At 64.2% G+C, this 21919-nt stretch carries 22 protein-coding genes; 7 read left to right on the forward strand and 15 right to left on the reverse strand.

Going from position 1 to position 21919, the window contains the following annotated elements; all coding sequences use genetic code 11:
* Positions 1-13: 13 nt before the first annotated feature.
* A complete protein-coding gene (locus ABQJ48_RS14200; RefSeq protein WP_367838640.1) occupies positions 14-865 on the reverse strand; it encodes a LysR family transcriptional regulator in 852 nt (283 codons plus the stop codon).
* A gap of 100 nt (positions 866-965) precedes the next feature.
* Between ABQJ48_RS14200 and ABQJ48_RS14205 the strand changes: the two genes are divergently transcribed.
* Entirely contained in the window at positions 966-1349 is a 384-nt protein-coding gene (locus ABQJ48_RS14205; RefSeq protein ID WP_367838641.1) for a tautomerase family protein, read from the forward strand.
* A 98-nt stretch (positions 1350-1447) separates the two neighbouring features.
* On the opposite strand, the gene ABQJ48_RS14210 is transcribed toward ABQJ48_RS14205, so the two are convergent.
* Positions 1448-2242, reverse strand: a complete 795-nt coding sequence (locus tag ABQJ48_RS14210) for an SDR family NAD(P)-dependent oxidoreductase (protein WP_367838642.1) — start codon at positions 2240-2242, stop codon at positions 1448-1450.
* Positions 2243-2483: 241 nt separating this feature from the next.
* On the opposite strand from ABQJ48_RS14210, the gene ABQJ48_RS14215 reads away from it, so the two are divergent.
* Positions 2484-3320: a TOBE domain-containing protein gene (locus tag ABQJ48_RS14215; protein WP_367838643.1), complete on the forward strand. Its 837-nt coding sequence runs from the start codon at positions 2484-2486 to the stop codon at positions 3318-3320.
* 60 nt (positions 3321-3380) lie between these two features.
* On the opposite strand, the gene ABQJ48_RS14220 is transcribed toward ABQJ48_RS14215, so the two are convergent.
* The 4 genes from ABQJ48_RS14220 to ABQJ48_RS14235 all read right to left on the reverse strand — a co-directional run bounded on the left by ABQJ48_RS14220 (position 3381) and on the right by ABQJ48_RS14235 (position 6400).
* On the reverse strand, positions 3381-4082 hold the full coding sequence (locus tag ABQJ48_RS14220; RefSeq protein ID WP_367838644.1) for an ATP-binding cassette domain-containing protein: 702 nt from the start codon (positions 4080-4082) through the stop codon (positions 3381-3383).
* Between the two features lies 1 nt (position 4083).
* Complete coding sequence (gene modB, locus ABQJ48_RS14225) at positions 4084-4758, reverse strand: molybdate ABC transporter permease subunit (RefSeq protein ID WP_367838645.1); 675 nt, start codon at positions 4756-4758, stop codon at positions 4084-4086.
* 29 nt (positions 4759-4787) lie between these two features.
* Positions 4788-5561, reverse strand: a complete 774-nt coding sequence (gene modA, locus ABQJ48_RS14230; protein WP_367838646.1) for a molybdate ABC transporter substrate-binding protein — start codon at positions 5559-5561, stop codon at positions 4788-4790.
* Between the two features lie 134 nt (positions 5562-5695).
* Positions 5696-6400 carry a phosphatase PAP2 family protein gene (locus ABQJ48_RS14235; protein ID WP_367838647.1) on the reverse strand — a complete coding sequence of 235 codons (705 nt, stop codon included), beginning with the start codon at positions 6398-6400 and terminating at the stop codon, positions 5696-5698.
* A gap of 374 nt (positions 6401-6774) precedes the next feature.
* On the opposite strand from ABQJ48_RS14235, the gene ABQJ48_RS14240 reads away from it, so the two are divergent.
* On the forward strand, positions 6775-7959 hold the full coding sequence (locus tag ABQJ48_RS14240) for an extracellular catalytic domain type 1 short-chain-length polyhydroxyalkanoate depolymerase (protein ID WP_367838648.1): 1185 nt from the start codon (positions 6775-6777) through the stop codon (positions 7957-7959).
* A 116-nt stretch (positions 7960-8075) separates the two neighbouring features.
* On the forward strand, positions 8076-8252 hold the full coding sequence (locus ABQJ48_RS14245) for a DUF3563 family protein (RefSeq protein ID WP_367838649.1): 177 nt from the start codon (positions 8076-8078) through the stop codon (positions 8250-8252).
* A 199-nt stretch (positions 8253-8451) separates the two neighbouring features.
* On the opposite strand, the gene ABQJ48_RS14250 is transcribed toward ABQJ48_RS14245, so the two are convergent.
* The 6 genes from ABQJ48_RS14250 to ABQJ48_RS14275 all read right to left on the reverse strand — a co-directional run bounded on the left by ABQJ48_RS14250 (position 8452) and on the right by ABQJ48_RS14275 (position 13763).
* Positions 8452-9951, reverse strand: a complete 1500-nt coding sequence (locus ABQJ48_RS14250; protein WP_367838650.1) for a cryptochrome/photolyase family protein — start codon at positions 9949-9951, stop codon at positions 8452-8454.
* A gap of 209 nt (positions 9952-10160) precedes the next feature.
* Positions 10161-10580 (reverse strand): organic hydroperoxide resistance protein, encoded by a 420-nt coding sequence (locus ABQJ48_RS14255; protein ID WP_367838651.1) that lies wholly within the window; start codon positions 10578-10580, stop codon positions 10161-10163.
* 191 nt (positions 10581-10771) lie between these two features.
* Positions 10772-11224 carry a MarR family winged helix-turn-helix transcriptional regulator gene (locus tag ABQJ48_RS14260; RefSeq protein WP_367838652.1) on the reverse strand — a complete coding sequence of 151 codons (453 nt, stop codon included), beginning with the start codon at positions 11222-11224 and terminating at the stop codon, positions 10772-10774.
* Positions 11225-11408: 184 nt separating this feature from the next.
* On the reverse strand, positions 11409-12218 hold the full coding sequence (locus ABQJ48_RS14265; RefSeq protein WP_367838653.1) for a BPSS1780 family membrane protein: 810 nt from the start codon (positions 12216-12218) through the stop codon (positions 11409-11411).
* Positions 12209-13204, reverse strand: a complete 996-nt coding sequence (locus ABQJ48_RS14270) for a homoserine kinase (RefSeq protein WP_367838654.1) — start codon at positions 13202-13204, stop codon at positions 12209-12211. Before ABQJ48_RS14270 ends, ABQJ48_RS14265 begins: the two co-directional genes overlap by 10 nt.
* Before the next feature lie 163 nt (positions 13205-13367).
* Positions 13368-13763: a hypothetical protein gene (locus ABQJ48_RS14275; protein WP_367838655.1), complete on the reverse strand. Its 396-nt coding sequence runs from the start codon at positions 13761-13763 to the stop codon at positions 13368-13370.
* Between the two features lie 197 nt (positions 13764-13960).
* Between ABQJ48_RS14275 and ABQJ48_RS14280 the strand changes: the two genes are divergently transcribed.
* Positions 13961-15487, forward strand: a complete 1527-nt coding sequence (locus ABQJ48_RS14280) for an AMP nucleosidase (RefSeq protein WP_367838656.1) — start codon at positions 13961-13963, stop codon at positions 15485-15487.
* Between the two features lie 87 nt (positions 15488-15574).
* On the opposite strand, the gene ABQJ48_RS14285 is transcribed toward ABQJ48_RS14280, so the two are convergent.
* From ABQJ48_RS14285 to ABQJ48_RS14295, 3 genes are all read right to left on the reverse strand, one after another.
* Positions 15575-16105 (reverse strand): chromate transporter, encoded by a 531-nt coding sequence (locus ABQJ48_RS14285; protein WP_367838657.1) that lies wholly within the window; start codon positions 16103-16105, stop codon positions 15575-15577.
* Entirely contained in the window at positions 16102-16671 is a 570-nt protein-coding gene (locus ABQJ48_RS14290; protein WP_367838658.1) for a chromate transporter, read from the reverse strand. Before ABQJ48_RS14290 ends, ABQJ48_RS14285 begins: the two co-directional genes overlap by 4 nt.
* A gap of 239 nt (positions 16672-16910) precedes the next feature.
* A complete protein-coding gene (locus tag ABQJ48_RS14295) occupies positions 16911-17654 on the reverse strand; it encodes an LOG family protein (RefSeq protein WP_367838659.1) in 744 nt (247 codons plus the stop codon).
* Position 17655: 1 nt separating this feature from the next.
* Here ABQJ48_RS14295 and polA point away from each other — a divergent pair, with 1 nt between their 5' ends.
* Positions 17656-20397: a DNA polymerase I gene (gene polA, locus ABQJ48_RS14300; protein WP_367838660.1), complete on the forward strand. Its 2742-nt coding sequence runs from the start codon at positions 17656-17658 to the stop codon at positions 20395-20397.
* 157 nt (positions 20398-20554) lie between these two features.
* Positions 20555-21910: an NAD(P)/FAD-dependent oxidoreductase gene (locus ABQJ48_RS14305; protein ID WP_367838661.1), complete on the forward strand. Its 1356-nt coding sequence runs from the start codon at positions 20555-20557 to the stop codon at positions 21908-21910.
* The last annotated feature ends 9 nt before the right edge of the window (positions 21911-21919 follow it).

Genomic DNA, 21919 nt, shown 5'->3' on the forward strand with positions numbered 1-21919 from the left:
GCGCGCGGTCTCGTCATTGCATGGCCAATCCATTCGCCATCAAGCGCAACGTCTCCCTGGAGCGCGCATCCCTCACCCGCGAATGCAGCGTCACCCGCGACTCCGGCAGCGCCGGCAAGCCGAGCCGCGCGCCGACATCGAGCAAGCCGCGCGGCGCGATGCGGCGCGCCAGCGGTGACACGGCCAGCCCCGCGGCGACCGCGGCGCCTACGGCTGCCACGCCCCCGCCGACAAACACCTCCTGCCACGCAATCGCCGCCTCGCCGAGCGCGCGCAGCGCAGTGTCCCGCACGTTGCACGGCGGGCTCAGCAGCGCCAGCGACAGCGGCTCGCCGACCCTCGGCAGCCAAGCCGGCGTTGCCAGCCAGCCGAGCGCTTCGCTGAATAGCACTTGCGTGTCGTCGCGCGGTGCTTCGTCGGCGCCATAGCGGACGATCACCGCGTCGAACCGGCGCTCGTCGAATTGCGCGAGCAGCGCCGCCGACGTCCCCATGTGCAGTTCGATCACCAGACCCGGATCGTGCGCGTTAAGCCGGCCGAGCAGTTGCGGCAAGTCGGGCCCCGCCACATGCTCGCTCAACCCCAGCACGAGCCGCCGCCGCTCAACCGACAGTGAGCCCAGCGCGCGCTCATGTGCGTTCAACAACTCGCGTGCGGCGTCAAGAAACGCATTTCCGTCGACGGAAAGACGTACTACGCGCGGTGTGCGCTCCAGCAACTGCTTGCCGAGTTGGGCTTCGAGCCGCTTGAGCTTCAGGCTGACGGCCGATTGCGTAGTATCCAGCGCGTTTGCGGCGCGGGTGAAACTGCGTAGGTCCGCCACCAGCACGAACGCGCGCACCGAATCGAGATCGAGGACTTTCATTTCATTCGAATATAGCTGAAATAGCCGGCGATATCTGTTTATTATGACTGAGCGCGCCTATGCTGTGATCGTCTCATCACCGCCACGAGGGAGTTTCATCATGCCGCTGACCCGAATCGCATTGCGCGCCGGCAAGTCCGTCGAATACCGGAAGGCGTTGACCGACAGCATCCAGCGCTCGCTGGTGGCAACGTTCAACGTGCCGAAGGACGACCAGTTCGTGCTGATCACCGAACACGAGGCCGGCAATCTGATCTACGACAGGCAGTACCTGAACATCGAGCGCAGCGACGATTTCGTCGTGATCCAGCTCACGGTGAGCAATACCCGCACGATCGACCAGAAGAAGGCGCTATACCGGCGCGTCGTCGACGAGTTGGCGCAATCGCCGGGGCTGCGGCGAGAGGATGTGTTCATCAATCTCGTCGAGGTGGAGAAGGAGAACTGGTCGTTCGGCAACGGAATCGCGCAGTACGCGGTGTGAACGCCGCGATGGTGGGACGTCACGCTCGGGAAGCGGCGGGGTGGCGCCTCCACATGCGTCGTTCCCCGCACTCGGTTCGTGAGCAAAGCCCCCACCCCTCACGCGATCGTATCGATCACTCCGCCGTCCACGCGCAGCGCCGCGCCCGTGGTGGCGGAGGCCTGCGGCGAACAGACGTACACGACCATATTGGCCACTTCCTCAGTCGTAGCCGGGCGCTGGATGATCGAACTGCTCCGATGTTCGCGCACGAATTCCGTGGCGACCTGTTCGACGCTTTTGCCTTGTTGCTTCGCGGTGTCTTCCACCATCGAGCGGAAACCCGCTGAAAGGGTGGGTCCGGGCAGCACGGCATTGACCGTCACGCCGCTGCCGGCCGCCTGCTTGGCGATGCCTCGCGCAATGCTCAACTGCGCCGTTTTCGAGAAACCGTACGCGAGCATATCCGCCGGAATATTCAACGCCGACTCCGACGAGATGAACACGACGCGTCCCCACTTGCGCTCCATCATCCCCTTCAGGTAATGGCGCGTGAGCCGCACGCCCGACATCACGTTGGTCTGGAAGTAGCGCTCCCAGTCGTCGTCGGCGGTGGTGAAGATATCGCCGGGTCCGAAAACGCCGAGGTTGTTCACGAGGATGTCCGCGTGCGGCACCGCTTGCGCCAGCGCGTCGCAGCCTTGGCGCGTGCCCAGGTCGCCGGCGAATCCCTGCAAGCTCGCTTGCGGCGCCGACTCGCGGATCGTTTCGATGGCGCGCTCTACCGCTTCCTGCGTGCGTCCGTTGACGATGGTGCGCGCCCCCGCCGCGGCAATGCCGGTGGCGATCGCCAGTCCGATGCCCGCCGTGGATGCGCTGACGATAGCGGTTTTGCCCGAGAGATCGATGTTCACTGTGTTGCTCCTTCTTGACGTTGCGGGAACCGGCGATGGCCGGTCGTGCTGAAGAATGCAAAGGCGAAGTGTCGAAGCGTCGAGCTGAAAGTATCCCATCTATCCGTTCGTCCGATTTCGCGCCGTGCTGGCGCGCGGGCCGATGAGCGGGCGGACCAGCGGGCAGTGGCTTGGGCGCGCGTCGTTATAATGCTTCGATGTCCTTTGCGGTCGCTTGCTGGAGATTTGAACGCTTTTCGCCATGGCATCCGAACAACCCGATCCTCACAACGAATCCCTTGAACTCGGCGGCTCCGTCTGGTTTCAGGCCGGCGCGCACACGCTCGGCGGCGCGTCGCGGATCGCGCTGCTCGCGGCCATCGGCGAAACCGGATCGATCACGAGCGCGGCCAAAGCGGTCGGCATGAGCTACAAAGGCGCGTGGGACGCCATCGACACGATGAACAACCTCGCCGGCGAACCGCTCGTCGTACGGCTGACCGGCGGCAAGGGCGGTGGCGGCACCACGCTGACCCCGCGCGCCGTGAAGTTGATCGAGACGTTTCGCGCGGTGGAGCGCGAGCATCGGCGTTTTCTGGAACGCGCCGGCGCGGCGATCGAAGGTTTCGCGACGGATTGGGATCTGATCGGCCGCATCGGCGTAAAGACCAGCGCGCGAAACCAGTTCTACGGCACCGTGTCGACGATCACACGCGGCACGGTCAACGACGAGGTCTCGCTGACGCTGCCCGGCGGCCACACGATCGTCGCCGTGCTCACGCATGAGAGCACCGAAACGCTGGGCCTCGCCGAAGGCGCGGCGGCGTTTGCGTTGATCAAGGCATCGTGGGTTGTGCTGCTCGTCGAGGACGCGAGTTGCGCGCCGCTCAGGCTGTCGGCGCGCAATCAGTTGCGCGGCACGGTGCAGAGCGTGAAGCGGGGTGCGGTGAATGCCGAGGTCACGCTAGCGCTCGCAGGCGGCGCAGTCGTGACCGCGGTCGTCACCAATGAGAGCGTGGATGCGCTGCGTCTCACGGAAGGCGCGAACGCGGTGGCGGCGTTCAAGGCATCGAGCGTGATTCTAGGGGTGAAGGACTGAGCGTTGGGCGCAGGCAGGCGGCCCCCGGTGAGGCGGCCCGGCACCGCGCGCCCGTCCACCTCAGGGCGCGCTCGGCGCATACCCGACGAAAGTCGGATGCTCGCGCACGCAGCCGTCGCTGACTTGCACGACCTGATCGCCGAAAGCGGCGACGTCCTCGGGATCGTGCGTGATCAACACCATCGGAATGTCGAGCCGCGTTTGCAGCTCCGCAAGTTCGCGGCGCATGCGCTGGCGCAACGCGCTGTCGAGTGCGGAGAAGGGTTCGTCCAGCAACAGCAGCCGAGGTTGCGCGACGAGTGCCCGCGCCAGCGCCACGCGCTGCTTTTGTCCCCCCGACAACTGCACCGGATGATTGCCCGCGACGCTCCTCAGCTCCAGCGCGTCCAGCCAGTATTCGACTTGCGCATGCGCATGCCGCGGGCGCGGATTGAGCCAGCCTCGCTGCAAGCCGAAGCCGATGTTCTGCCGCACGTTCAGATGTGGAAACAGCGCATAGTCCTGGAACAGGTACGCGATCTTGCGCGACTGGGGTCTGAGGTCGACGCCGCGCGCGCTGTCGAAGAGCGCATCGCCGTACAGCGTGATCGCGCCTTCGTCGGGGCGCAAGAGGCCGGCGATCGCCTGCAAGGTCAGCGTTTTGCCGGCGCCCGACGGGCCGAACATCACGACACGTTGCGCGGTGGCTTTGAACGTCACGTCGAGCGTGAAGCGGCGCTCGGCGCTTTCGAAGGTCTTGCGGATGTCGACGGCGAGCGGCATGTCAGCGTGAACTCAACAACGTGTGCTGCGGCACGAGACGGCCCGCGAGCAGCAGGATCACGACGCACGTCACCGAAGTCACGACCACGAGGAGATTCGCACTGCTGTCGTCGCCGGCCTGCACGGCGGAGTACACCGCCACCGAGAGCGTCTGTGTGCGGCCCGGCAGATTGCCCGCGATCATCAGCGTCGCGCCGAATTCGCCGAGTGCGCGCGCGAACGCCAGCAGCCCGCCGGCGAGAATGCCGCGCGCGGCGAGCGGCAGGCTCACGCGAAAGAACACCGCCGTTTCGCCGATGCCGAGCGTGCGTGCCGCCCGCTCGAGCTGCGGATCGACGGATTCAAACGCGGCGCGCGCCGATTTCAGCACCAGAGGAAACGCCACGACAGTCGCCGCAATCACCGCGCCCTGCCAAGTGAACACCAGCTGAATATCAAGGCGGTCGAGCCACGCGCCGATCACGCCGCGCCGCCCCAGCAGCACCAGCAGGTAGTAGCCGAGCACGGTGGGCGGCAGCACGAGCGGCAGCATCAGCAGCGAATCGATTACATCGCGCGCGTTGCTGCGCCAGCGCGACAAACCGAAGGCCGCCGCGACACCGAACACCAGATTGAGCGCGGTGGCCCAGCCCGCCACTTTCAATGACAGCAGCAGCGGAATCCAGACCTGTTCCATGAGCGCGCGATCCCGTGAACGAATGCGCGTCAATGCGCGGGCTTGAAGCCGTACTTCGCGAGCACGGCCTGGCCGGCCGGCGACAGCACGAACTTCATGAACGCCTGAGCGTCGGCGGCATGTCGGCTACCTTCGACCTGCGCGATCGGATAGGTGATCGGCGTTTGCGCCGGCAGATTCAGCGCGACCTTGACCTTGCCGGGCTGGATCGCGGCGTCGGTGCTGAACACGAAGCCGGCGTCGACTTCGCCGCGCGCCACGTAGTCGAGGCTCTGACGCACGTTCGACGCCAGCACGGCCTTCGCGCTCACTGCGTCCCACAGGCCGGCGGCTTGCAGCGCGCCTTGCGCATAGCGGCCCACCGGCACCGAAGCCGGATCGCCGAACGCGACCCGCTTCACGTTCGCCGAGGTCAGATCGCTCAGCGTCGCAGGCGCGAAATGGCTGTCCGCGGGCACGATCAGCACCAGCGAATTGGCGGCGAAGTCGCGGCGCGAGGCCGGCACGATCACGTGGGCGGCGGCGGCTTTGTCCATCGCCTTCTGATCCGCGGACGCGAAGACGTCGGCGGGCGCGCCTTTGACGATCTGCTGCATCAGCACGTAGGAGGCGCCAAAATTGAGCAGCACCTTGGTGCCCGGGTGCTGCTGCTCGAAGACTTCGCCCACCGCCTCGAACGCGTTGGTCAGGCTGGCTGCGGCAGACACCACGAGTTCGTCGGCGCGCGCATTCGCGCTGATAGCGACGGACAATGCGCTGGCGACGCATAGCGCGCGTTTCGGAAGGCACGGTAAAAGGGTCATGAGGGGCTGAATGGCCGGCGGGAGCCGGCGCGGCGAGCTAAACGACGATCGTAATATACCAAACAACATAGCGGTGCTCGCAATTATGACGGTTCAGTAACGCTTCTAATGCGTTGGTAAGCAGGGGGAACGCGTCAGACCGGCGTGGTTCGGGGCGGCGCGAGCGTATTGAGCGTTTGCGGCAGCGACGCGGCCGCGGCCGGGCGCACCTCGCGCACAGCCTTCCACTTCGCGCGGATGAACGGCCTGTCGTGACCGGAAACCTTGAGCGCAATATGCGTGACCCAGCGCTGGGTGGGCACATGCACCCCGTGCATCAACACGGCGAGCACCAGCATGCTGACGGCGACCGGCAACGCGGACAGACGTCCCGGCTCGCGATTCCATACGATGCGCACAAACAGCAGTGCTGCCAGCGCCCCCGTCAGGCAACCGGTGACGGCCTCGGACGGCGAATGAGCGCTCAGCGCGACGCGCGACAAACCCACCGCGACACCCGCCGCCAGCCCGAGCACAACGCCGAACAGGCGAATCGCCCGGGTAGCGGGCAGCAGCATCAGGAAGAAAGCGACCGGATAGACGGCGGTCGACAACATGGCATGGCCGCTGACGCCGGTGAAATCCAGTTCGCGCACGCCGACACCCCAGCCGAGGAACGCGAGCTTGGTCACCGTGACCACGCCGATGGCCGCGCCGAGCAGCAGCAGCCAGCCCGCTGCCATGCGCCACGAGTAGCCGAGCGCCAGCCACAGGGCGATCGCGAGGGCGAGCGGCAGCGTCATGCCGGCCCCGCCGAGACTGGTGATCGAATACCACAGATGAAGAGGTAAATCGGGCATGGCAGGAGCGCGCGACCCAGGCCGCGTAGCGTCAGGTTGGGGAAGAAAGCAACGCGCGCACGGCGCGGAGCATCGACGCGGCACAGATCGCGGGTCTTTGGCTCAACCGCCAGTATAGACGGGTGCGGCGCCACGGTCGCGCCGGCTGCTGCGCAGTTTGACAGTCGAACCGGCCGGCGCACGCGGCTGGCGAACCAGCGCGCAGCCTTCACGCTGGCTGCGGTGCCCGCTGGTCGCCGAGCGGAAATGGGCATTGAGCTGCGGTCGCGGCAAACCGGCATCGCCTGCAAATTGATGTTATTGTGCATTGCACAAGAACCATCGTTGCGCGGTTTTGTCGAACCGCCTGCCCCTTTTTGCGAGGTCATTCACCGATGGCAAAAAGTCTATCGAAAATCTGGCTGCGCGGTCTGAAGCGACTGCTCGCCATTCAAACCGAGCACGCTCGAAAGACCACCAAGCGCGTCGCCGCGCGGCCGGCGCGCGCTGCCAGCAGCAAGCCGTCCGCCAAGGTTCGTCCGGCCAAGCCGGCATCTGCGCTGCGCGGCGCCGCGAAGCGCGAAGCACCGCGCGCCGCCCCGCGCGAGTCGCGGGTGCGCCCGCGCGCGTCCGCCTGGACGAGCGGTTCGTGGAGCCGCTCGTTTCATTCCGCGCCCGCCGCGCCGGGGCGGCTCGTCAATCATCTTCAGTTCGGGTTGTATGTGCCGCCGGGACATGCCCTCGAAGCGATGCCGCTGGTCGTGATGCTGCACGGTTGCACCCAATCCATCGAGGAGTTTGCCGAAGGCACGCGGATGAACGTGCTGGCCGATCGCTACGGCTTTGCGGTGGTTTATCCGGAGCAGTCGAAACATGCGCACTCGCACCGCTGCTGGCACTGGTACGACGCCGGCGACACCGCCGGCGGTGCCGAGGCGCGCGCGGTGGTGTCACTGGTCGATGCGCTGGTCGCGGAGCATGGATTCGATGCCGAGCGCGTGTATGTCGCCGGCATTTCCGCCGGCGCGGGACTCACGGCGCTTCTGGCCGTCAGATATCCCGAGCATTTCGCCGCGGTCGCGCTGCATTCCGGCCCCGCGCTCGGCGAAGCCCGCTCGGGCATTACCGCGATGGACGTGATGCGGCGAGGCGCGCGCCGCGAGCCGGTCGCGCTCGCCGACGAAGTGGTCGACGTGGCCCACTACCCGGGCATGCCGGCGATCATCGTCCATGGAGACGCCGATCACGTGGTCGCGCCGGTCAATGCGGACCAACTGGCGGTGCAATTCCTGCGGCTGAACCGCATCGTCGACGCAAATGGCGCGCGCAAATCCGGTGACGTGCGCGAGGAGCGCAAGAGCGGTGTGGTCATGCGCGACCACGTGCGCAGCGGCCGGCGCGTGGTGCGTCTGTGCCGCGTGCAGGGGCTTGCCCATGCTTGGTCCGGCGGCGACGACGCCGTGCCGTTTCATTCCGCCAAAGGCCCCGACGCGAGCGCGATGATCTGGGAATTCTTCAAGCACCAACGGCGCACGGGCGCCGGTAGGACCGCTGAGAGCGCCACCGCAGCGGCCTCTTGAGGCGACCGGTGTCTTCCAGGCAACACTTCGAAATGAGCGCTGGCGCGATCCTAGGGTTTTCCCTATAATACGGGTTATCCCCTAGGCGTTATGCCTACTCATTGCCGAGGTTGATCATGTACCTGCTTAGCCGCCTGTTTCTCTTCCTGACCAAGTCGCCCGACCAACTCGCGAAAGAACGTGCTGACGCTTATCTCGCGGAGGCTACGGATCTCTACGACCTCGAATTCCGCATGCGCAAGCTCGATCGCGAAGTGGACGTTCGCCAACCGTCATGGATGATGCAGCACTGAGCTGCTAAAGCTTCAGCATCGGCGCGTAAAGTTTGGCCGATGTTCAGGCGACGCGCGCAAGCTGTCATTTAGAGAGGCGCACGCTCGCTTCGGTCATCCCGAGTCAATGGCACTCTGGTGTGGTTCAGCACTGCGGCGAACGTGACCGTTGCATCCCGACACCCCCGGTCCTCTCCTCTCCTCTCCGCTCAGCGGGCGCTCACTTGCCGAAACGGGCGAGCGTGCGTGCGCGTGCTTCGGCGTGGTCGACAATCGGTGCCGGATAGTCCTTATTCAACTCCACGCCGTACTCGGCCAGCCGCTCGGCTCCAGCCAGCCATGGTGCGTGTATCCATTTGGCAGGCAGCTTCGCAAGCTGGGGCAAATAGCGTTTGATGAAGCGGCCCTCAGGATCGAATTTCTCCGATTGCGTGATCGGGTTGAAGATCCGGAAATACGGCTGCGCGTCGCATCCCGTCGATGCTGCCCACTGCCAGCCACCGTTATTCGCCGCGAAATCGAAGTCGTTAAGTTGTTGCGCGAAGTAGCGCTCGCCGAGCCGCCAGTCCACGCCCAAATCCTTCACCAGAAAACTCGCTGTCACCATCCGCAGACGGTTATGCATGTAGCCGGTGCGGTTTAGCTGCAACATTGCCGCGTCGACGAGCGGGTAGCCGGTGCGCCCATCGCACCAGGCGGCGAATGCCTCGTCGGCCTCGGGGCCGCGTTCCCAGCGCAGCCGGTCGTACTCTTCCTTGAACGACGCGCCACTCGCGAGACGCGGATGGTGTGCCAGGATCATGAAGTAGAAATCCCGCCAGATGAGTTCGGACAGCCAGATGGCCGCGCCCTGTCCGTCGGGTTGCAACGACATCTCGTGAGCAAGGCGCGCGAGCGTGCGGATTGAAACCGTGCCGAAGCGCAGATGCATCGACAGGTAGCTTGGACCCTTGGCGGCGGGGAAATCGCGCCGCTGCGCGTAGCTGTCGATGCGGGTCGTGAAGTCGTTGAGCAGACGTTGCGCGCCGCTCATGCCGGTGGGCAGCTTCAGCTCGGAGAGGTTGCTCGGCGCAAAGCCGAGCGCATCCAGCGTCGGTAGCGGGCGGTTCAGCTTGGGTGGCAGCGCGGCCAGATGCTTCGCGTAGGTTTCCACCGGGTACGGCTTCAGATCGAAAGCGCTCACGCGCTTGAGCCACGCGTTCTTGTAGGGCGTGAACACGGTGAAGGGCTTCCCCTGGCCGGTCAATATTTCGTCCCGTTCGAAAATCACCTGGTCCTTGAACGTCAGCCACTGCCGACCGGCTGCGGCGAGACGCTGATGCACGGTCTCGTCGCGCTCGATCGCGACCGGCTCGTAATCGTGGTTCGCGAATACCGCTTCGACGCCGAGTTCTTCGGCGAGCTTGGGCACGAGGTCAGCGGGGTCGCCGTATAGCACGATCAGGCCGCCACCGTGTGCGCGCAATGCGTCATCCAGTTCCTGCAGCGCGGCGAGAATCAGGTCGATTCGGCGGTCCTGCGCCTGGCTGCCCGGATGGCGCGCCTGCCACGCATCGACGAGCGGCTGCAGGATGGTCGTGTCGAACACGAACGTGCACCAGACGCGCTCGCAATGCTTGAGCGCGTAGTAGAGGGCTGCATGGTCCGTGCTGCGCAGATCGCGGCGAAACCACACCAGGCCGGTATTCAAGCTGTCGTACAGACGCCGGACGCGTGTCATCGGGTTGTCGTTGGGATGAGGGTTTGCTGCTCCAGCGATTGCAGGCCACCAGCGATGGCGACGTCCACCGATGTTACAGATGGCCTGCCACGTTCACAAATGGATCAACGCCCGCCCCATTTTGCACGGTGCGGGCGCTCGCCGTGGCGCGGGACCGTCTTGCCGTGCGCCGCGCACCTGCTTCATAGGCGCCTGGTTGAGACTGCCGCTTACGCGATGTGCAGCCGCACAGCCACGTTATTGCGAGTAGCGTTCGAATACGGACACACCTGATGCGCCGCGTCGACCAGTTCCTTCGCCGAGTCAGCCGGCAGGCCAGGCAGCGAGATGCGCAGATCGATGTCGAGCGCGAAGCCGCCTGTGTCGTTCGGACCGATGCCCACTTCCGCGGTCACTTGCGTGTCGGCGGGCAAAGCCTGCTTTTTCTGGCCCGCAACAAATTTCATTGCACTCAGGAAGCAGGCCGAGTACCCAGCCGCGAACAGCTGTTCCGGATTGGTGCCCGCGGCGCCATTGCCGCCCAGCTCACGCGGCGCGGCCAGCTTGACGTCCAACGCATTGTCCGACGATACGGCGTGACCGTCGCGGCCACCAGTGCTCGTTGCGCTTGCTTTGTAGAGGATGTTCATGGTGTTGCTCCTTGTCTGGATCGTTCTGGATCGGTTGGATTTGCCTGGGTTTGCATGCTTGCCGCGATTTCCCGGCCACCGTTGTGGCGGTGCGCTATCGGAGCGGCGTGTGTCAAAGATAGAGTACAAATCATTTGTGTGCAAACTAATTTTTGGTATTTAGCCGATAGCCTGCGTTTGCCGCACGCCGGCTAGCGATCCAGATGATCGTTAAGCGTGGCCCGCAGGCGAGTGAGGTCGTCGCGCAGACGCAGCAGGAATTCCGGCGTTTGCTGGGTCGCGCAGAAGATTTCCCCAGGGACTTCGCGCGCCTGGCGCTTGAGCGCCCGGCCGGCTTTGGTGAGCCGGATATAGACGAGCCGCTCATCGTCGACACCGCGCACGCGCTGTAGCAGGCCCTGCGTTTCCAGGCGCTTGAGTAGCGGTGTGACCGTCGCGGAGTCGAGGTTCAGACGGGTGGCCATGTCCTTGACGGTGACGTCGTTGTTCTCCCACAGCACCAGCATCGTCAGATATTGAGGGTACGTGAGCCCCAGTTTCTCGAGCAACGGCTTGTACGCTTTCGTCATGGCGAGCGAGGTCGAGTACAGGGCGAAGCACAGTTGCTCGTCGAGCGTAAACGGCAAGGCGGGGCGCTGGGTCATGGTGCATCTCAGGTAAAAGAGCGCACAAATGGATTGCGCTCAAACCATTGTGCCGCAATTTACTGGCGCTTGACGAGTGAAGACGGGATCGAGCGAAGCGGGACGGCGAGCGCCGTCGCGGGGCGGCCGGCAAGAATAGGGGCGGGCGCCAGAACAGCGCGAGTCCAACGACTCAAGCTGCCATCTACGGTGCCGGCGTGGTCGGCAGATCCGGCGCTGCAGGGGTTGGCACCCCGAAGCAGCCGCGATAAGTTGCGTAAAACGAGCAGTACAGCATGGTCGTGACGATCATCGTGGCGGGCATCAGGACCGCGAACGCGAAATCGGCCGCGCCCAGCGCCTGCATCAGCGCTGACAGGCCGAGGGATACCGTGACCGCAACGGCGAACCACAGCGCGCCGAACACGATGAACGCGCCGCGGTTGCGCCAGCAACTGACGATGCTGAAGAACATCGCCTTGACGGGCGGCACATCATGCCACGCGATGAGAATCGGCGAGAACCAGAAGATCATGGCCACCGGAAGGTAGAACGCGAGTGCCGTGATCACCGCGAGCGAAATATTGCTGTTGGCAATCGCATCCTGATCCATCGCAACGCCGCCGCCGAGCATCACCTTCAGCAGCATCCCGCCGTCGGCGAGCGCCGAGCCCGCCAGCACGAGGGCCATCGCGACGACATACAGCACGCCGAGCACCAATAGCCGCCTCGCGACCACCGGGCCGTACGAGTGAAAGCCATCCACCAGAAGGGTCGGGAACACCGGCTTGCCGGCGATCGTGTTGCGGCACGCCGCCATGAAGCCCACTGCGACGCCCGGAATGAGCGCGAGCGGCAGCACGCCGCCGATCACCGGAATCTGCGAGACCAGCGTCATGACCAGCAGATAGGTGAAGAACAGTGTAAGAAATGCGAGCGGATTCTTGCGGAACAGCCAGATACCCTGCCTGAACCACACGTAGCCGGTTTTCGCGGGGACTTCGATCAATTGCATGGGGTATGGATGCCTGGATGTGCAACGCCTGACAGGCGTTCGCGCAGAATGCGCTCGAAATGGCCGGGGTCGTGCGGCTTGAGCAGTTCGGCCGCGCGCGGCAAATAAAAATCATACAGGCGCGAGACCCAGAAGCGGTACGCGCCGGCCCGCAGCATATCGCCCCAATGGCGGTTCTCTTCGTCAGTGAACGGGCGCACGGTCTGATACGCCCGCAGCATGGCCTCGGTGCGCGTATCGTCCAGCTTGCCGGTGGCGAGGTCGACGCACCAGTCGTTGACGGTCACCGCGACGTCGAATAGCCACTTGTCGCAACCGGCGAAATAGAAGTCGAAGAATCCGCCGAGGCGCACTTCGTGGCCGGTATCCGGGGCGGCGTGCGCGAACATTGCGTTATCGCGAAACAGATCGGCGTGGCATGGGCCTTCAGGCAGCGCGGCGTAATCCGCGGATGCGAAGAAGGCTTCCTGATACGCCAGCTCGGACGACAGCAGCTCGCGCTGCGCGCCTTCCAGAAACGGCAGGATGGTGGGCACCGTTTCCTGCCACCACGGCAGGCTGCGCAGATTCGGCTGATAGCGCGTGAAGTCGCGTCCGGCGAGGTGCATGCGCGCGAGCATCTGCCCCACTTCGATGCAGTGCTCGACGCCCGGCGACAACTCAGGCGCGCCTTCGAGCCTGGTCACGATGGCTGCCGGCTTGCCGAGCAGCATGCCGAATAGCGCGCCGTTCTCGCGCGGCATCGGGTCCGGCACCGGCACGCGGTGCGCGGCAAGGTGGCGCATGAGTTCGAGGTAGAAAGGCAGTTGGGCGGCCGTCAGCTTTTCGAAAATCGTCAGCACGTATTCGCCGCGCGTCGTCGTCAGAAAGAAGTTGCTGTTTTCAATGCCGGAGGAGATGCCACGAAATTCGACGACATCGCCGAGATCGTAGTGACGCATCCATTCTGCTAGTTGGGGTTCGTTGACAGCGGTGAAGACAGCCATGCGGGAAACGTCGGGTCAGATGGTCGGGCTGGCGCGGTGCGGCCAGTGCGATAGCAGGCAAATGCGGTGCTGGAAAACGGTGTTGAGCGCTGGTCCCTCGGGCCGCGCAGCCAATGCGGCAGGGGGCGGCGCTGTCTCGGGGACGGCGCCGCTCACCCAGGCGTCAATAGTGCAAACCCACCGACGGCAGGCGCGTGCTTGGGCGGCCGTTCTCGCGCACGGTGGGCGACGTGTCGAGCGGCGCGCTCATCTGGTAGCGCGTACCCAGATTGGAACGCACGTCGATCTCGACCGGCTTGCCCTTGTCGCGGTATTCGATGATTTCCGTGCCGTTGCCGCTGCGCTCGTAAAAGCTGGGCTTGCGCGGCACGTTGATTTCGACCTTCGAGCTGACCTCGGCGGCAGGACGATTGATCTGCCGCAGGTCGGGCAGACCGGCACGTTCATTGGCGGTCTGTGGCGCGTTGGCAGGCGGAGCGTCATCGACTGGCTGGGCAGCCATCGCGGCGTTGCCAAAGGCGAGGGCCAGTGCAACGGCGACGGGAAGGAGCGGCTTCATGGTGATTCTCCGATAGGGTCCCCGATTCTAGCAAATCCGGCCTGCGGATCGGGCGCATGGCCTTATTTTGCGCCGCTTTCGCCGCACGCGCCGACAATCGCGCAAACCGTGTGGCGGCATGGGTTGCAGGCAACGCCGGTGATTTGGCGAAGCCGTGTTCCGTGGTAATGTCGTCTCATCAATAGAGGCGAATGAAGATGAACAACGATACCAATCAACGCGCGGTGCAGACTCCCGCCAACAGCTTTCCGACCGAGTCGTTCGACGACGCGACCGAGGCCGTCACCCGTCTCTCGGCGATCTATGAAGCGAACACCTCGTTTTTGCGCGACGCGTTCGCGCGTTATCGCCGCAACGAAAAATTCGAGCGCCGCGTGCGCGCCTGCTATCCGTTCGTGCGCGTCTGCACCGAAGTGAACACGCATGTCGACTCGCGCCGCTCATACGGTTTCGTCGCGGGTCCGGGCGTGTTCGAGACGACCGTGACGCGGCCCGATCTGTTCGGCGACTACTATCGCGAGCAGCTGCGTTTGCTGTCGAAGAATCATCATGTGCAAATCGAGGTCGGCGTGTCGGATCAGCCGATCCCGATTCATTTCGCGTTCGCCGAGGGCATTCATCTGGAAGGCGATCTGGACCGCGAGCGCCTGTTCCTGATGCGCGACGTGTTCGACACACCGGACCTCGCACTGCTGGACGACCGTATCGTCAACGGCACGTATGAACCGGGGGCGGGCGAGCCGTATCCGCTCGCGCTATTCACGGCGGCGCGGGTCGATTTCTCGCTGCACCGGCTGAAGCACTACACGGCGACTTCGCCCACCCATTGCCAGAATTACGTGCTGTATACGAACTATCAGTTCTATATCGACGAGTTCGTCAAACTCGGCCGCACGATGATGGCTCATACCGGCGACGCCGAATTGCGCGCCTATCGCAGCGAATACACATCGTTCGTCGAACCTGGCGACGTGGTCACGTACAACGAGAATCTCGGCGAACAGTCGCAGGAAGGCACGGCGCCGCCGCGTCTGCCGCAGATGCCCGCGTATCACCTCAAACGCGGGGACGGCAGCGGCATCACGATGATCAACATCGGCGTCGGGCCGTCGAACGCGAAGACCATCACGGATCACATCGCCGTGCTGCGTCCGCACGCGTGGATCATGCTCGGCCACTGCGCGGGTCTGCGCAATACGCAGCGGCTGGGCGACTACGTGCTCGCCCACGGCTATGTGCGGGAGGATCACGTGCTCGACGCGGATCTGCCGCTATGGGTGCCGATTCCGGCGCTCGCCGAAGTGCAGGTGGCGCTGGAGCGCGCGGTCGCGCAGGTCACGCAGCTGGACGGCGTCGAGTTGAAGCGCGTGATGCGTACGGGCACGGTGGCGAGCGTGGACAACCGCAATTGGGAATTGCGCGATCATCGCGAGCCGGTGCAGCGGCTGTCGCAAAGCCGCGCGATCGCACTCGATATGGAAAGCGCGACGATCGCCGCGAACGGCTTCCGCTTCCGGGTGCCTTACGGCACTTTGCTATGCGTGTCGGACAAGCCGCTGCATGGCGAACTGAAGCTGCCGGGCATGGCGGATCAGTTCTATCGCGCGCAAGTGGATCAGCATTTGCAGATCGGCGTGAAGGCGATGGAGATATTGCGCACGAACGGCTTGCATCGCTTGCATAGTCGCAAGCTGCGCAGCTTCGCCGAGGTGGCGTTTCAGTAAGGGCAGCCTGGGCGGACGGCTCGTCTACGCTGCTGTGACGCATCGGCAGGCGGCCTCGCGTGACCCCTCTTGCCTGGGCATTTCGCGTCACGGCTGGCCGAAGCCCGTGAGCCCGATCAAACTGCCCGCAGCCAGCAGCCACAACGGATGAATCCGCGTCTTCAGCGCCATTACGGCGGTGAACGCGGTGATGGCCCACGCGATGGCGGTCGGGTTCGACGCCTGCGCAATCAGGGCTGCGCTAGCCGCGACGATGCCCGCCGTCACCGGGATCAAACCCGATTGCGCGTGGCGTCGCCACGGACGTCCCTTGAAGCGGTCCCACGCATGCAGCGCGACGATCGTCACGAGCGACGACGGTCCGAACTTCGCCACCGACGTCACGAGCATCCCCGCCCAGCCCGCCACATGCCAGCCGACCAGCGTGACGATCATCAGGTTCGGGCCTGGCGCAGCTTGCGCCAGTGCGAATAGCGCGCTGAATTCGCTGGCGGGCATCCAGTGATGCACGTCCACTACCTGACGCTGCATCTCGGGAAGAATCGTATTGCCGCCGCCGAACGCGAGCAGTGAAAGCTGACTGAAGATCGCGGCGAGCGAAACGAGCGTGCCGTTCATCGTGCGCTCCTTGCCGCCAGGTAGATGCTGAGCGGCGTCAGCACCAGCATGCTGGGTAAAAGCGGCAGTCGCAGAATCGCAATCGCGACGAACCCGAGCGCGGCAATGAGCGCGGCAAGCGGCTTGTGGCGCAACGGCCGCACCATTTTGACGGCCATCGAGATCAACAGGCCTGCCGCCGCCGCAGCGAGACCGGCGAACAGATGACGCACGTGCGGGTCGTTTTGCGTGTGTTCGTACAGTACGCCCAAGCCGATCACGACCAGCGACGGTCCCGCAATCAAACCGAGCAGGCCAGCCAGCGCGCCGGGCACGCCGCGAAAGCGCATGCCCATTGCCACGGAAAGATTGATTACGTTGCCGCCCGGCAGAAATTGGCACAGGCCGAGCAGGTCGGTGAATTCGTCCGCGCTCAGCCAGCGGCGCTGTTCGACCAGCGCGCGACGCGCGAGCGGCAGCGCGCCGCCGAATGAGATCAGTCCAAGGCCGAGAAAGCCGCCGAAGATTTGGCGCAGGGTGGGTGTGGGTGCGAGTGCGGAGTTGGAGGAGGAGAGGTTGTCGTCCATGTCGCTAGCGAGCTTCCAGTTCAAGCTCGGGAGCTTAGCGCCGAACTCGCGGCGGGCAAAACGGTTTTTGGCCACGACCGCGACGGCCACCCGAAGAGGACCGTGAAGCGGGCTATTCAGGCGGGCGGGCGAAATGAAAGCGGGCAGCCGGGAGGTTGCTCGCACAATCAATGCACCAGTTCATTGCCGCGCGCGCAATCGCTTCACGCCGACGCGCGAACCGAAGACGCAACATCACGTCACAGGTAGAACATCCGGTCCTCATCCGACTTGGCCGGATGCGGTTCGGCTTCTTCGCGGTCTTCATAGAACTTGAGCACCGCTTCCAGCACCTGGTCGGGATCGTCGATCACCTGCATCAGGTCCATGTCGGTCGGGTTGATCAGCCCCATAGGCGTCAGCGAGTTTTTGAACCAGGTAAGCAGGCCTTCCCAGAACTCCCCGCCGACCAGAATGATCGGCACATGGCGCGACTTCTTGGTCTGGATCAACGTGAGCACTTCGGCGAGTTCGTCAAGCGTGCCAAAGCCGCCCGGCATGACGATCACCGCGTCCGAGTTCTTGACGAATGTGACCTTGCGCGTGAAGAAGTGGCGAAAGCGCAGCGAGATGTCTTGCCACTGGTTGCCCGATTGCTCATGCGGCAGTTCGATGTTCAGGCCGACCGAAGGCGCCTTGCCCGCATGGGCGCCTTTGTTCGCCGCTTCCATGATGCCGGGACCGCCGCCGGAGATCACTGCAAAGCCGGCGTCCGACAGCTTGCGCGCGATTTGCATAGCGAGTTTGTAGTACGGCGAATTCGGTTTCAGGCGCGCTGAACCATAAATACTGACAGCCGGGCGAATCTCCGAGAGGTACTCGGTCGCCTCGATAAACTCTGCCATAATCGTGAACATCTGCCACGATGCGCGGGCTTTTTTGGCCGTTGCGCGCTCTTGATCTGCGAGTGATCGCAGACTCGGAATCACTTTTCTCTTAGTCATAATGCCTGAAGAACGAAGCCTTGAAGGTAAGACCCTGCTATTGGTCGACGGTTCGAGTTATCTGTACCGGGCCTACCATGCGATGCCTGATCTGCGCGGCCCCGGGGGCGGTCCGACGGGTGCGCTCTATGGGATGATCAACATGCTGCGGCGCATGCGCAAGGAAGTCACAGCAGAGTATAGCGCGTGCGTGTTCGACGCCAAGGGCAAAACGTTCCGCGACGACTGGTATCCCGACTACAAGGCAAATCGTCCGTCGATGCCCGACGACCTGTCGCGCCAGATCGAGCCGATTCATGTGGCCGTGCGCGCGCTCGGCTGGCCGCTGCTGATGATAGACGGCGTGGAGGCCGATGACGTGATCGGCACGCTCAGCACCACGGCGGAACAGTTCGGCATGAACGTGATCGTGTCGACTGGGGACAAGGATCTGGCGCAGCTCGTGTCGGATCATGTCACCCTCATCAATACGATGACCAACGAAAAGCTCGACCGCGCTGGCGTGATCGCCAAGTTCAGCGTGCCGCCGGAGCGCATCATCGACTACCTGTCACTGATCGGCGATACCGTGGACAACGTGCCGGGCGTCGAGAAATGCGGGCCGAAAACAGCGCTGAAATGGCTGACGCAATTCGAGTCGCTGGATGGCATCGTCGCACATGCGGACGAGATCAAAGGTGCGGTAGGAGACAATCTCCGACGTGCGCTCGATTTTCTGCCGATGGCGAAGAAGCTCGTCACCGTCGAGCGCAACTGCGATCTGACCGAGCATATCGTGTCGATCGAGGAAAGCCTGCAAAGCCGGCCCGAATCGCGCGAGGAACTGCGCGACCTGTTCACGCGCCACGGCTTCAAGACCTGGCTGCGCGAAGTCGAAATCGCGGACGCCGTGGAAGGCCCGGAAACCGACGTGCCGCCGGCGCTGTCGGTGGATCACGAGCGGCACTACGACACCGTGCAGACGTGGGAGCAATTCGACGCATGGTTCGAGAAAATCAACGCGGCCGCACTGACCTCGTTCGATACCGAGACCACCGCGCTCGATCCGATGACCGCGCAGATCGTAGGCTTGTCGTTGTCGGTGGAAGCCGGCCACGCCGCTTACGTCCCGCTCGCGCATCGCGGCCCGGACGCGCCCGTGCAACTGCCGCGCGGCGAAGTGCTCGCGAAGCTCAAGCCATGGCTGGAAAGCGCGGAGCACAAGAAGGTCGGGCAGCATCTGAAATACGACGAGCAGGTGCTGGCGAATTACGGCATCGAAATGCGCGGTATCGAACACGACACACTGCTGCAATCGTACGTGCTCGAATCGCATCGCACGCACGACATGGACAGCCTCGCGCTGCGCCATCTCGGCATCAAGACGATCACGTACGAAGAGGTTGCCGGCAAGGGCGCGCAGCAGATCGGCTTTGACGAGGTCGCGTTGGACAAAGCCGCCGAATATGCGGCGGAAGACGCCGATATCACACTGCGTTTGCATCAGGCCCTGCATCCGCAGCTAGTCGTCGAAAAGGCGCTCGAGCATGTGTACCGCGCGATCGAAGTGCCCACTTCGCGTGTGCTGCGCAAAATGGAGCGCGCGGGCGTACTCATCGACGCGGAAAAGCTGCGTCAGCAAAGCAGTGAAATCGCTACGCGCTTGATCCAGCTCGAAGAAGAGGCGTACACGCTGGCCGGCGGCGAATTCAACCTGGGCTCGCCCAAGCAGATTGGCCAGATTTTCTTCGAGAGGCTCGAGTTGCCGGTGGTCAAGAAGACCCCGAGCGGCGCACCGTCCACCGACGAAGAAGTGCTGCAGAAGCTGGCCGAAGATTATCCGCTGCCGAAGATTCTGCTCGAGCACCGTGGCTTGTCGAAGCTGAAGTCGACGTACACCGACAAGCTGCCGCGCATGGTCAACGCGCAAACGGGCCGCGTGCACACGAACTACGCGCAGGCCGTCGCGGTGACGGGGCGCCTCGCGTCGAACGACCCGAACCTGCAGAACATTCCGGTGCGCACCGGCGAGGGCCGCCGGATTCGCGAGGCATTCATTGCGGCGCCGGGGCACAAGCTCGTGTCGGCGGACTACTCGCAGATCGAACTGCGGATCATGGCGCACCTTTCCGGCGACCAATCGTTGTTGCGCGCGTTTTCTCAGGGCGAAGACATCCACCGTGCCACCGCGGCGGAAATCTTCAGCGTGACGCCGCTCGAAGTGTCGAACGATCAGCGGCGCGTGGCCAAGGTCATCAACTTCGGCCTGATCTACGGGATGAGCGCGTTCGGTCTCGCGTCGAATCTCGGCATTACGCGCGACGCGGCCAAGATGTATATCGACCGCTATTTCACGCGTTATCCGGGCGTCGCACGTTATATGGACGAAACGCGTCTGAGCGCGAAGGCGAAGGGTTACGTCGAAACGGTGTTCGGCCGCCGCCTGTGGCTGCCCGAGATCAACGGCGGCAACGGCCCGCGCCGCCAGGGCGCCGAGCGCGCCGCGATCAACGCGCCGATGCAAGGTACGGCCGCCGACCTCATCAAGCTGTCCATGATCGCGGTGCAGAAGTGGATCGAAGACTCGCAGATCGGCACGCGCATGATCATGCAGGTGCACGACGAACTGGTTCTCGAAGTGCCCGACGCCGAACTGTCCGACGTGCGCAAGCGTTTGCCCGAGCTGATGTGCGGTGTCGCCGAGCTGAAAGTGCCGCTGGTCGCCGAAGTGGGGGCCGGGCTGAATTGGGAGGAAGCGCATTGACGCGCTCGTGAAGACACGCGATATCGTCGTGCGCATGTCACACATGCCAATTTGACAGCTTGTGACAACCGATGCTGCTCACGGACAATCGCTGAAATAAGGCGCGTTTGCTGCGCGCCGTTGCGACGCATATTCATCGGCAAACACGGAGAGTTCAATGCATCGATTTATCGTCGTGGGCGGGGGTGCGGGTGGGCTCGAGCTGGCGACACGTCTGGGTGATCGCTATGGCGCCCTGAAAAACAAGAGTGGCGCGCGGGCGCTGATCACGCTCGTCGACCGTTATCCCACGCATATCTGGAAGCCGCTGTTGCACGAAGTGGCGGCCGGCAGCATGGACCCGTTCACGCAGGAACTCGAATACGCGGCGCAAGCTCGCTGGCATGGCTTCGAGTTTCAGCAGGGCGAGCTGACCGGCCTCGACCGCGCCAACAGGCGTCTGACGCTCAGCCCCGTGCTCGACGACGACGGCGCCGAACTGCTGCCCGAACGGCAGCTGGAATACGACACGCTGATCATCGCAATAGGCAGCACCACGGCGTTCTTCGGGGTGAAGGGCGCAGCGGAATTCTCGATGGCGCTCGACACGGTCGGCCAGGCAGAGCGCTTCCGCAAGCGCCTGATCGCGGCGTGCATGCGCGCGGAGCATCAGGTTCATGAGCCCGTCGAATCCAGACCGGGACCCGGCACGTCGACATCCAGCGAGCCGCGCATCCAGGTGGCGATTGTCGGCGGCGGTGCAACGGGGGTCGAGCTCTCGGCGGAATTGCGCAACACCGCGCAGGTGTTGTCCGCGTACGGTCTGCATAAGCTCGATCCGCGGCATGACGTCGGCATCGTGCTGATCGAGGCGGGGCCGCGTATTTTGCCGGCCTTGCAGGAGCGCGTCTCGACCGCTACCGCCGGGCTGCTCACCAAGCTCGGTGTCAAGCTGATGATCGGCGAGACGGTGGCCGAGGTGGCGCCCGGCATTATCCGCACCGCGAGCGGGCATACCGTGCGCGCCGACCTGACGGTCTGGGCGGCGGGCATCAGGGCGCCGTCCGTGCTGAGCCAGCTCGACGGCCTGACGGTCAACCGGCTGGGCCAGCTCGACGTGCGCCGCACGCTGCAAACCGAAATCGACGACAACGTCTTCGCACTTGGCGATTGCGCCGCATGTCCGTGGCCGGGCAACGAGCGCAATGTGCCGCCGCGCGCGCAGGCTGCCCATCAACAGGCCAGCTTCTTGCTGAAAGCGTTGGCGGCGCGGCTCGACAACAAGCCGCTGCCTGAGTTCACCTATCGCGATTTCGGCTCGCTAGTGTCGCTCGGGCACTTCAGCGCGGTCGGCAACCTGATGGGCGGGGTGATCGGCGGCAACATGCTGATCGAGGGGCTGTTCGCGCGCTTCATGTACATGTCGCTGTACCGGCTGCATGTTGCGGCGTTGCACGGCTACGCGCGCATGATGCTCGACACCTTCGCGCACTGGCTGCGGCGCTCCGCGCTGCCGCGCGTCAAGCTGCACTGACGGCTGCTA

The organism is Paraburkholderia suaedae, assembly GCF_040812055.1.
In the GTDB taxonomy this organism is placed as follows: domain Bacteria; phylum Pseudomonadota; class Gammaproteobacteria; order Burkholderiales; family Burkholderiaceae; genus Paraburkholderia.

Excerpts from the sequence above, each read along its gene's own strand:
- ABQJ48_RS14200 (WP_367838640.1), bottom strand. The coding sequence starts at position 865 with ATGAAAGTCCTCGATCTCGATTCGGTGCGCGCGTTCGTGCTGGTGGCG.
- ABQJ48_RS14205 (WP_367838641.1), top strand. The coding sequence starts at position 966 with ATGCCGCTGACCCGAATCGCATTGCGCGCCGGCAAGTCCGTCGAATAC.
- ABQJ48_RS14215 (WP_367838643.1), top strand. The coding sequence starts at position 2,484 with ATGGCATCCGAACAACCCGATCCTCACAACGAATCCCTTGAACTCGGC.
- ABQJ48_RS14220 (WP_367838644.1), bottom strand. The coding sequence starts at position 4,082 with ATGCCGCTCGCCGTCGACATCCGCAAGACCTTCGAAAGCGCCGAGCGC.
- modB (WP_367838645.1), bottom strand. The coding sequence starts at position 4,758 with ATGGAACAGGTCTGGATTCCGCTGCTGCTGTCATTGAAAGTGGCGGGC.
- modA (WP_367838646.1), bottom strand. The coding sequence starts at position 5,561 with ATGACCCTTTTACCGTGCCTTCCGAAACGCGCGCTATGCGTCGCCAGC.
- ABQJ48_RS14235 (WP_367838647.1), bottom strand. The coding sequence starts at position 6,400 with ATGCCCGATTTACCTCTTCATCTGTGGTATTCGATCACCAGTCTCGGC.
- ABQJ48_RS14240 (WP_367838648.1), top strand. The coding sequence starts at position 6,775 with ATGGCAAAAAGTCTATCGAAAATCTGGCTGCGCGGTCTGAAGCGACTG.
- ABQJ48_RS14245 (WP_367838649.1), top strand. The coding sequence starts at position 8,076 with ATGTACCTGCTTAGCCGCCTGTTTCTCTTCCTGACCAAGTCGCCCGAC.
- ABQJ48_RS14250 (WP_367838650.1), bottom strand. The coding sequence starts at position 9,951 with ATGACACGCGTCCGGCGTCTGTACGACAGCTTGAATACCGGCCTGGTG.
- ABQJ48_RS14255 (WP_367838651.1), bottom strand. The coding sequence starts at position 10,580 with ATGAACATCCTCTACAAAGCAAGCGCAACGAGCACTGGTGGCCGCGAC.
- ABQJ48_RS14260 (WP_367838652.1), bottom strand. The coding sequence starts at position 11,224 with ATGACCCAGCGCCCCGCCTTGCCGTTTACGCTCGACGAGCAACTGTGC.
- ABQJ48_RS14265 (WP_367838653.1), bottom strand. The coding sequence starts at position 12,218 with ATGCAATTGATCGAAGTCCCCGCGAAAACCGGCTACGTGTGGTTCAGG.
- ABQJ48_RS14270 (WP_367838654.1), bottom strand. The coding sequence starts at position 13,204 with ATGGCTGTCTTCACCGCTGTCAACGAACCCCAACTAGCAGAATGGATG.
- ABQJ48_RS14275 (WP_367838655.1), bottom strand. The coding sequence starts at position 13,763 with ATGAAGCCGCTCCTTCCCGTCGCCGTTGCACTGGCCCTCGCCTTTGGC.
- ABQJ48_RS14280 (WP_367838656.1), top strand. The coding sequence starts at position 13,961 with ATGAACAACGATACCAATCAACGCGCGGTGCAGACTCCCGCCAACAGC.
- ABQJ48_RS14285 (WP_367838657.1), bottom strand. The coding sequence starts at position 16,105 with ATGAACGGCACGCTCGTTTCGCTCGCCGCGATCTTCAGTCAGCTTTCA.
- ABQJ48_RS14290 (WP_367838658.1), bottom strand. The coding sequence starts at position 16,671 with ATGGACGACAACCTCTCCTCCTCCAACTCCGCACTCGCACCCACACCC.
- ABQJ48_RS14295 (WP_367838659.1), bottom strand. The coding sequence starts at position 17,654 with ATGACTAAGAGAAAAGTGATTCCGAGTCTGCGATCACTCGCAGATCAA.
- polA (WP_367838660.1), top strand. The coding sequence starts at position 17,656 with ATGCCTGAAGAACGAAGCCTTGAAGGTAAGACCCTGCTATTGGTCGAC.
- ABQJ48_RS14305 (WP_367838661.1), top strand. The coding sequence starts at position 20,555 with ATGCATCGATTTATCGTCGTGGGCGGGGGTGCGGGTGGGCTCGAGCTG.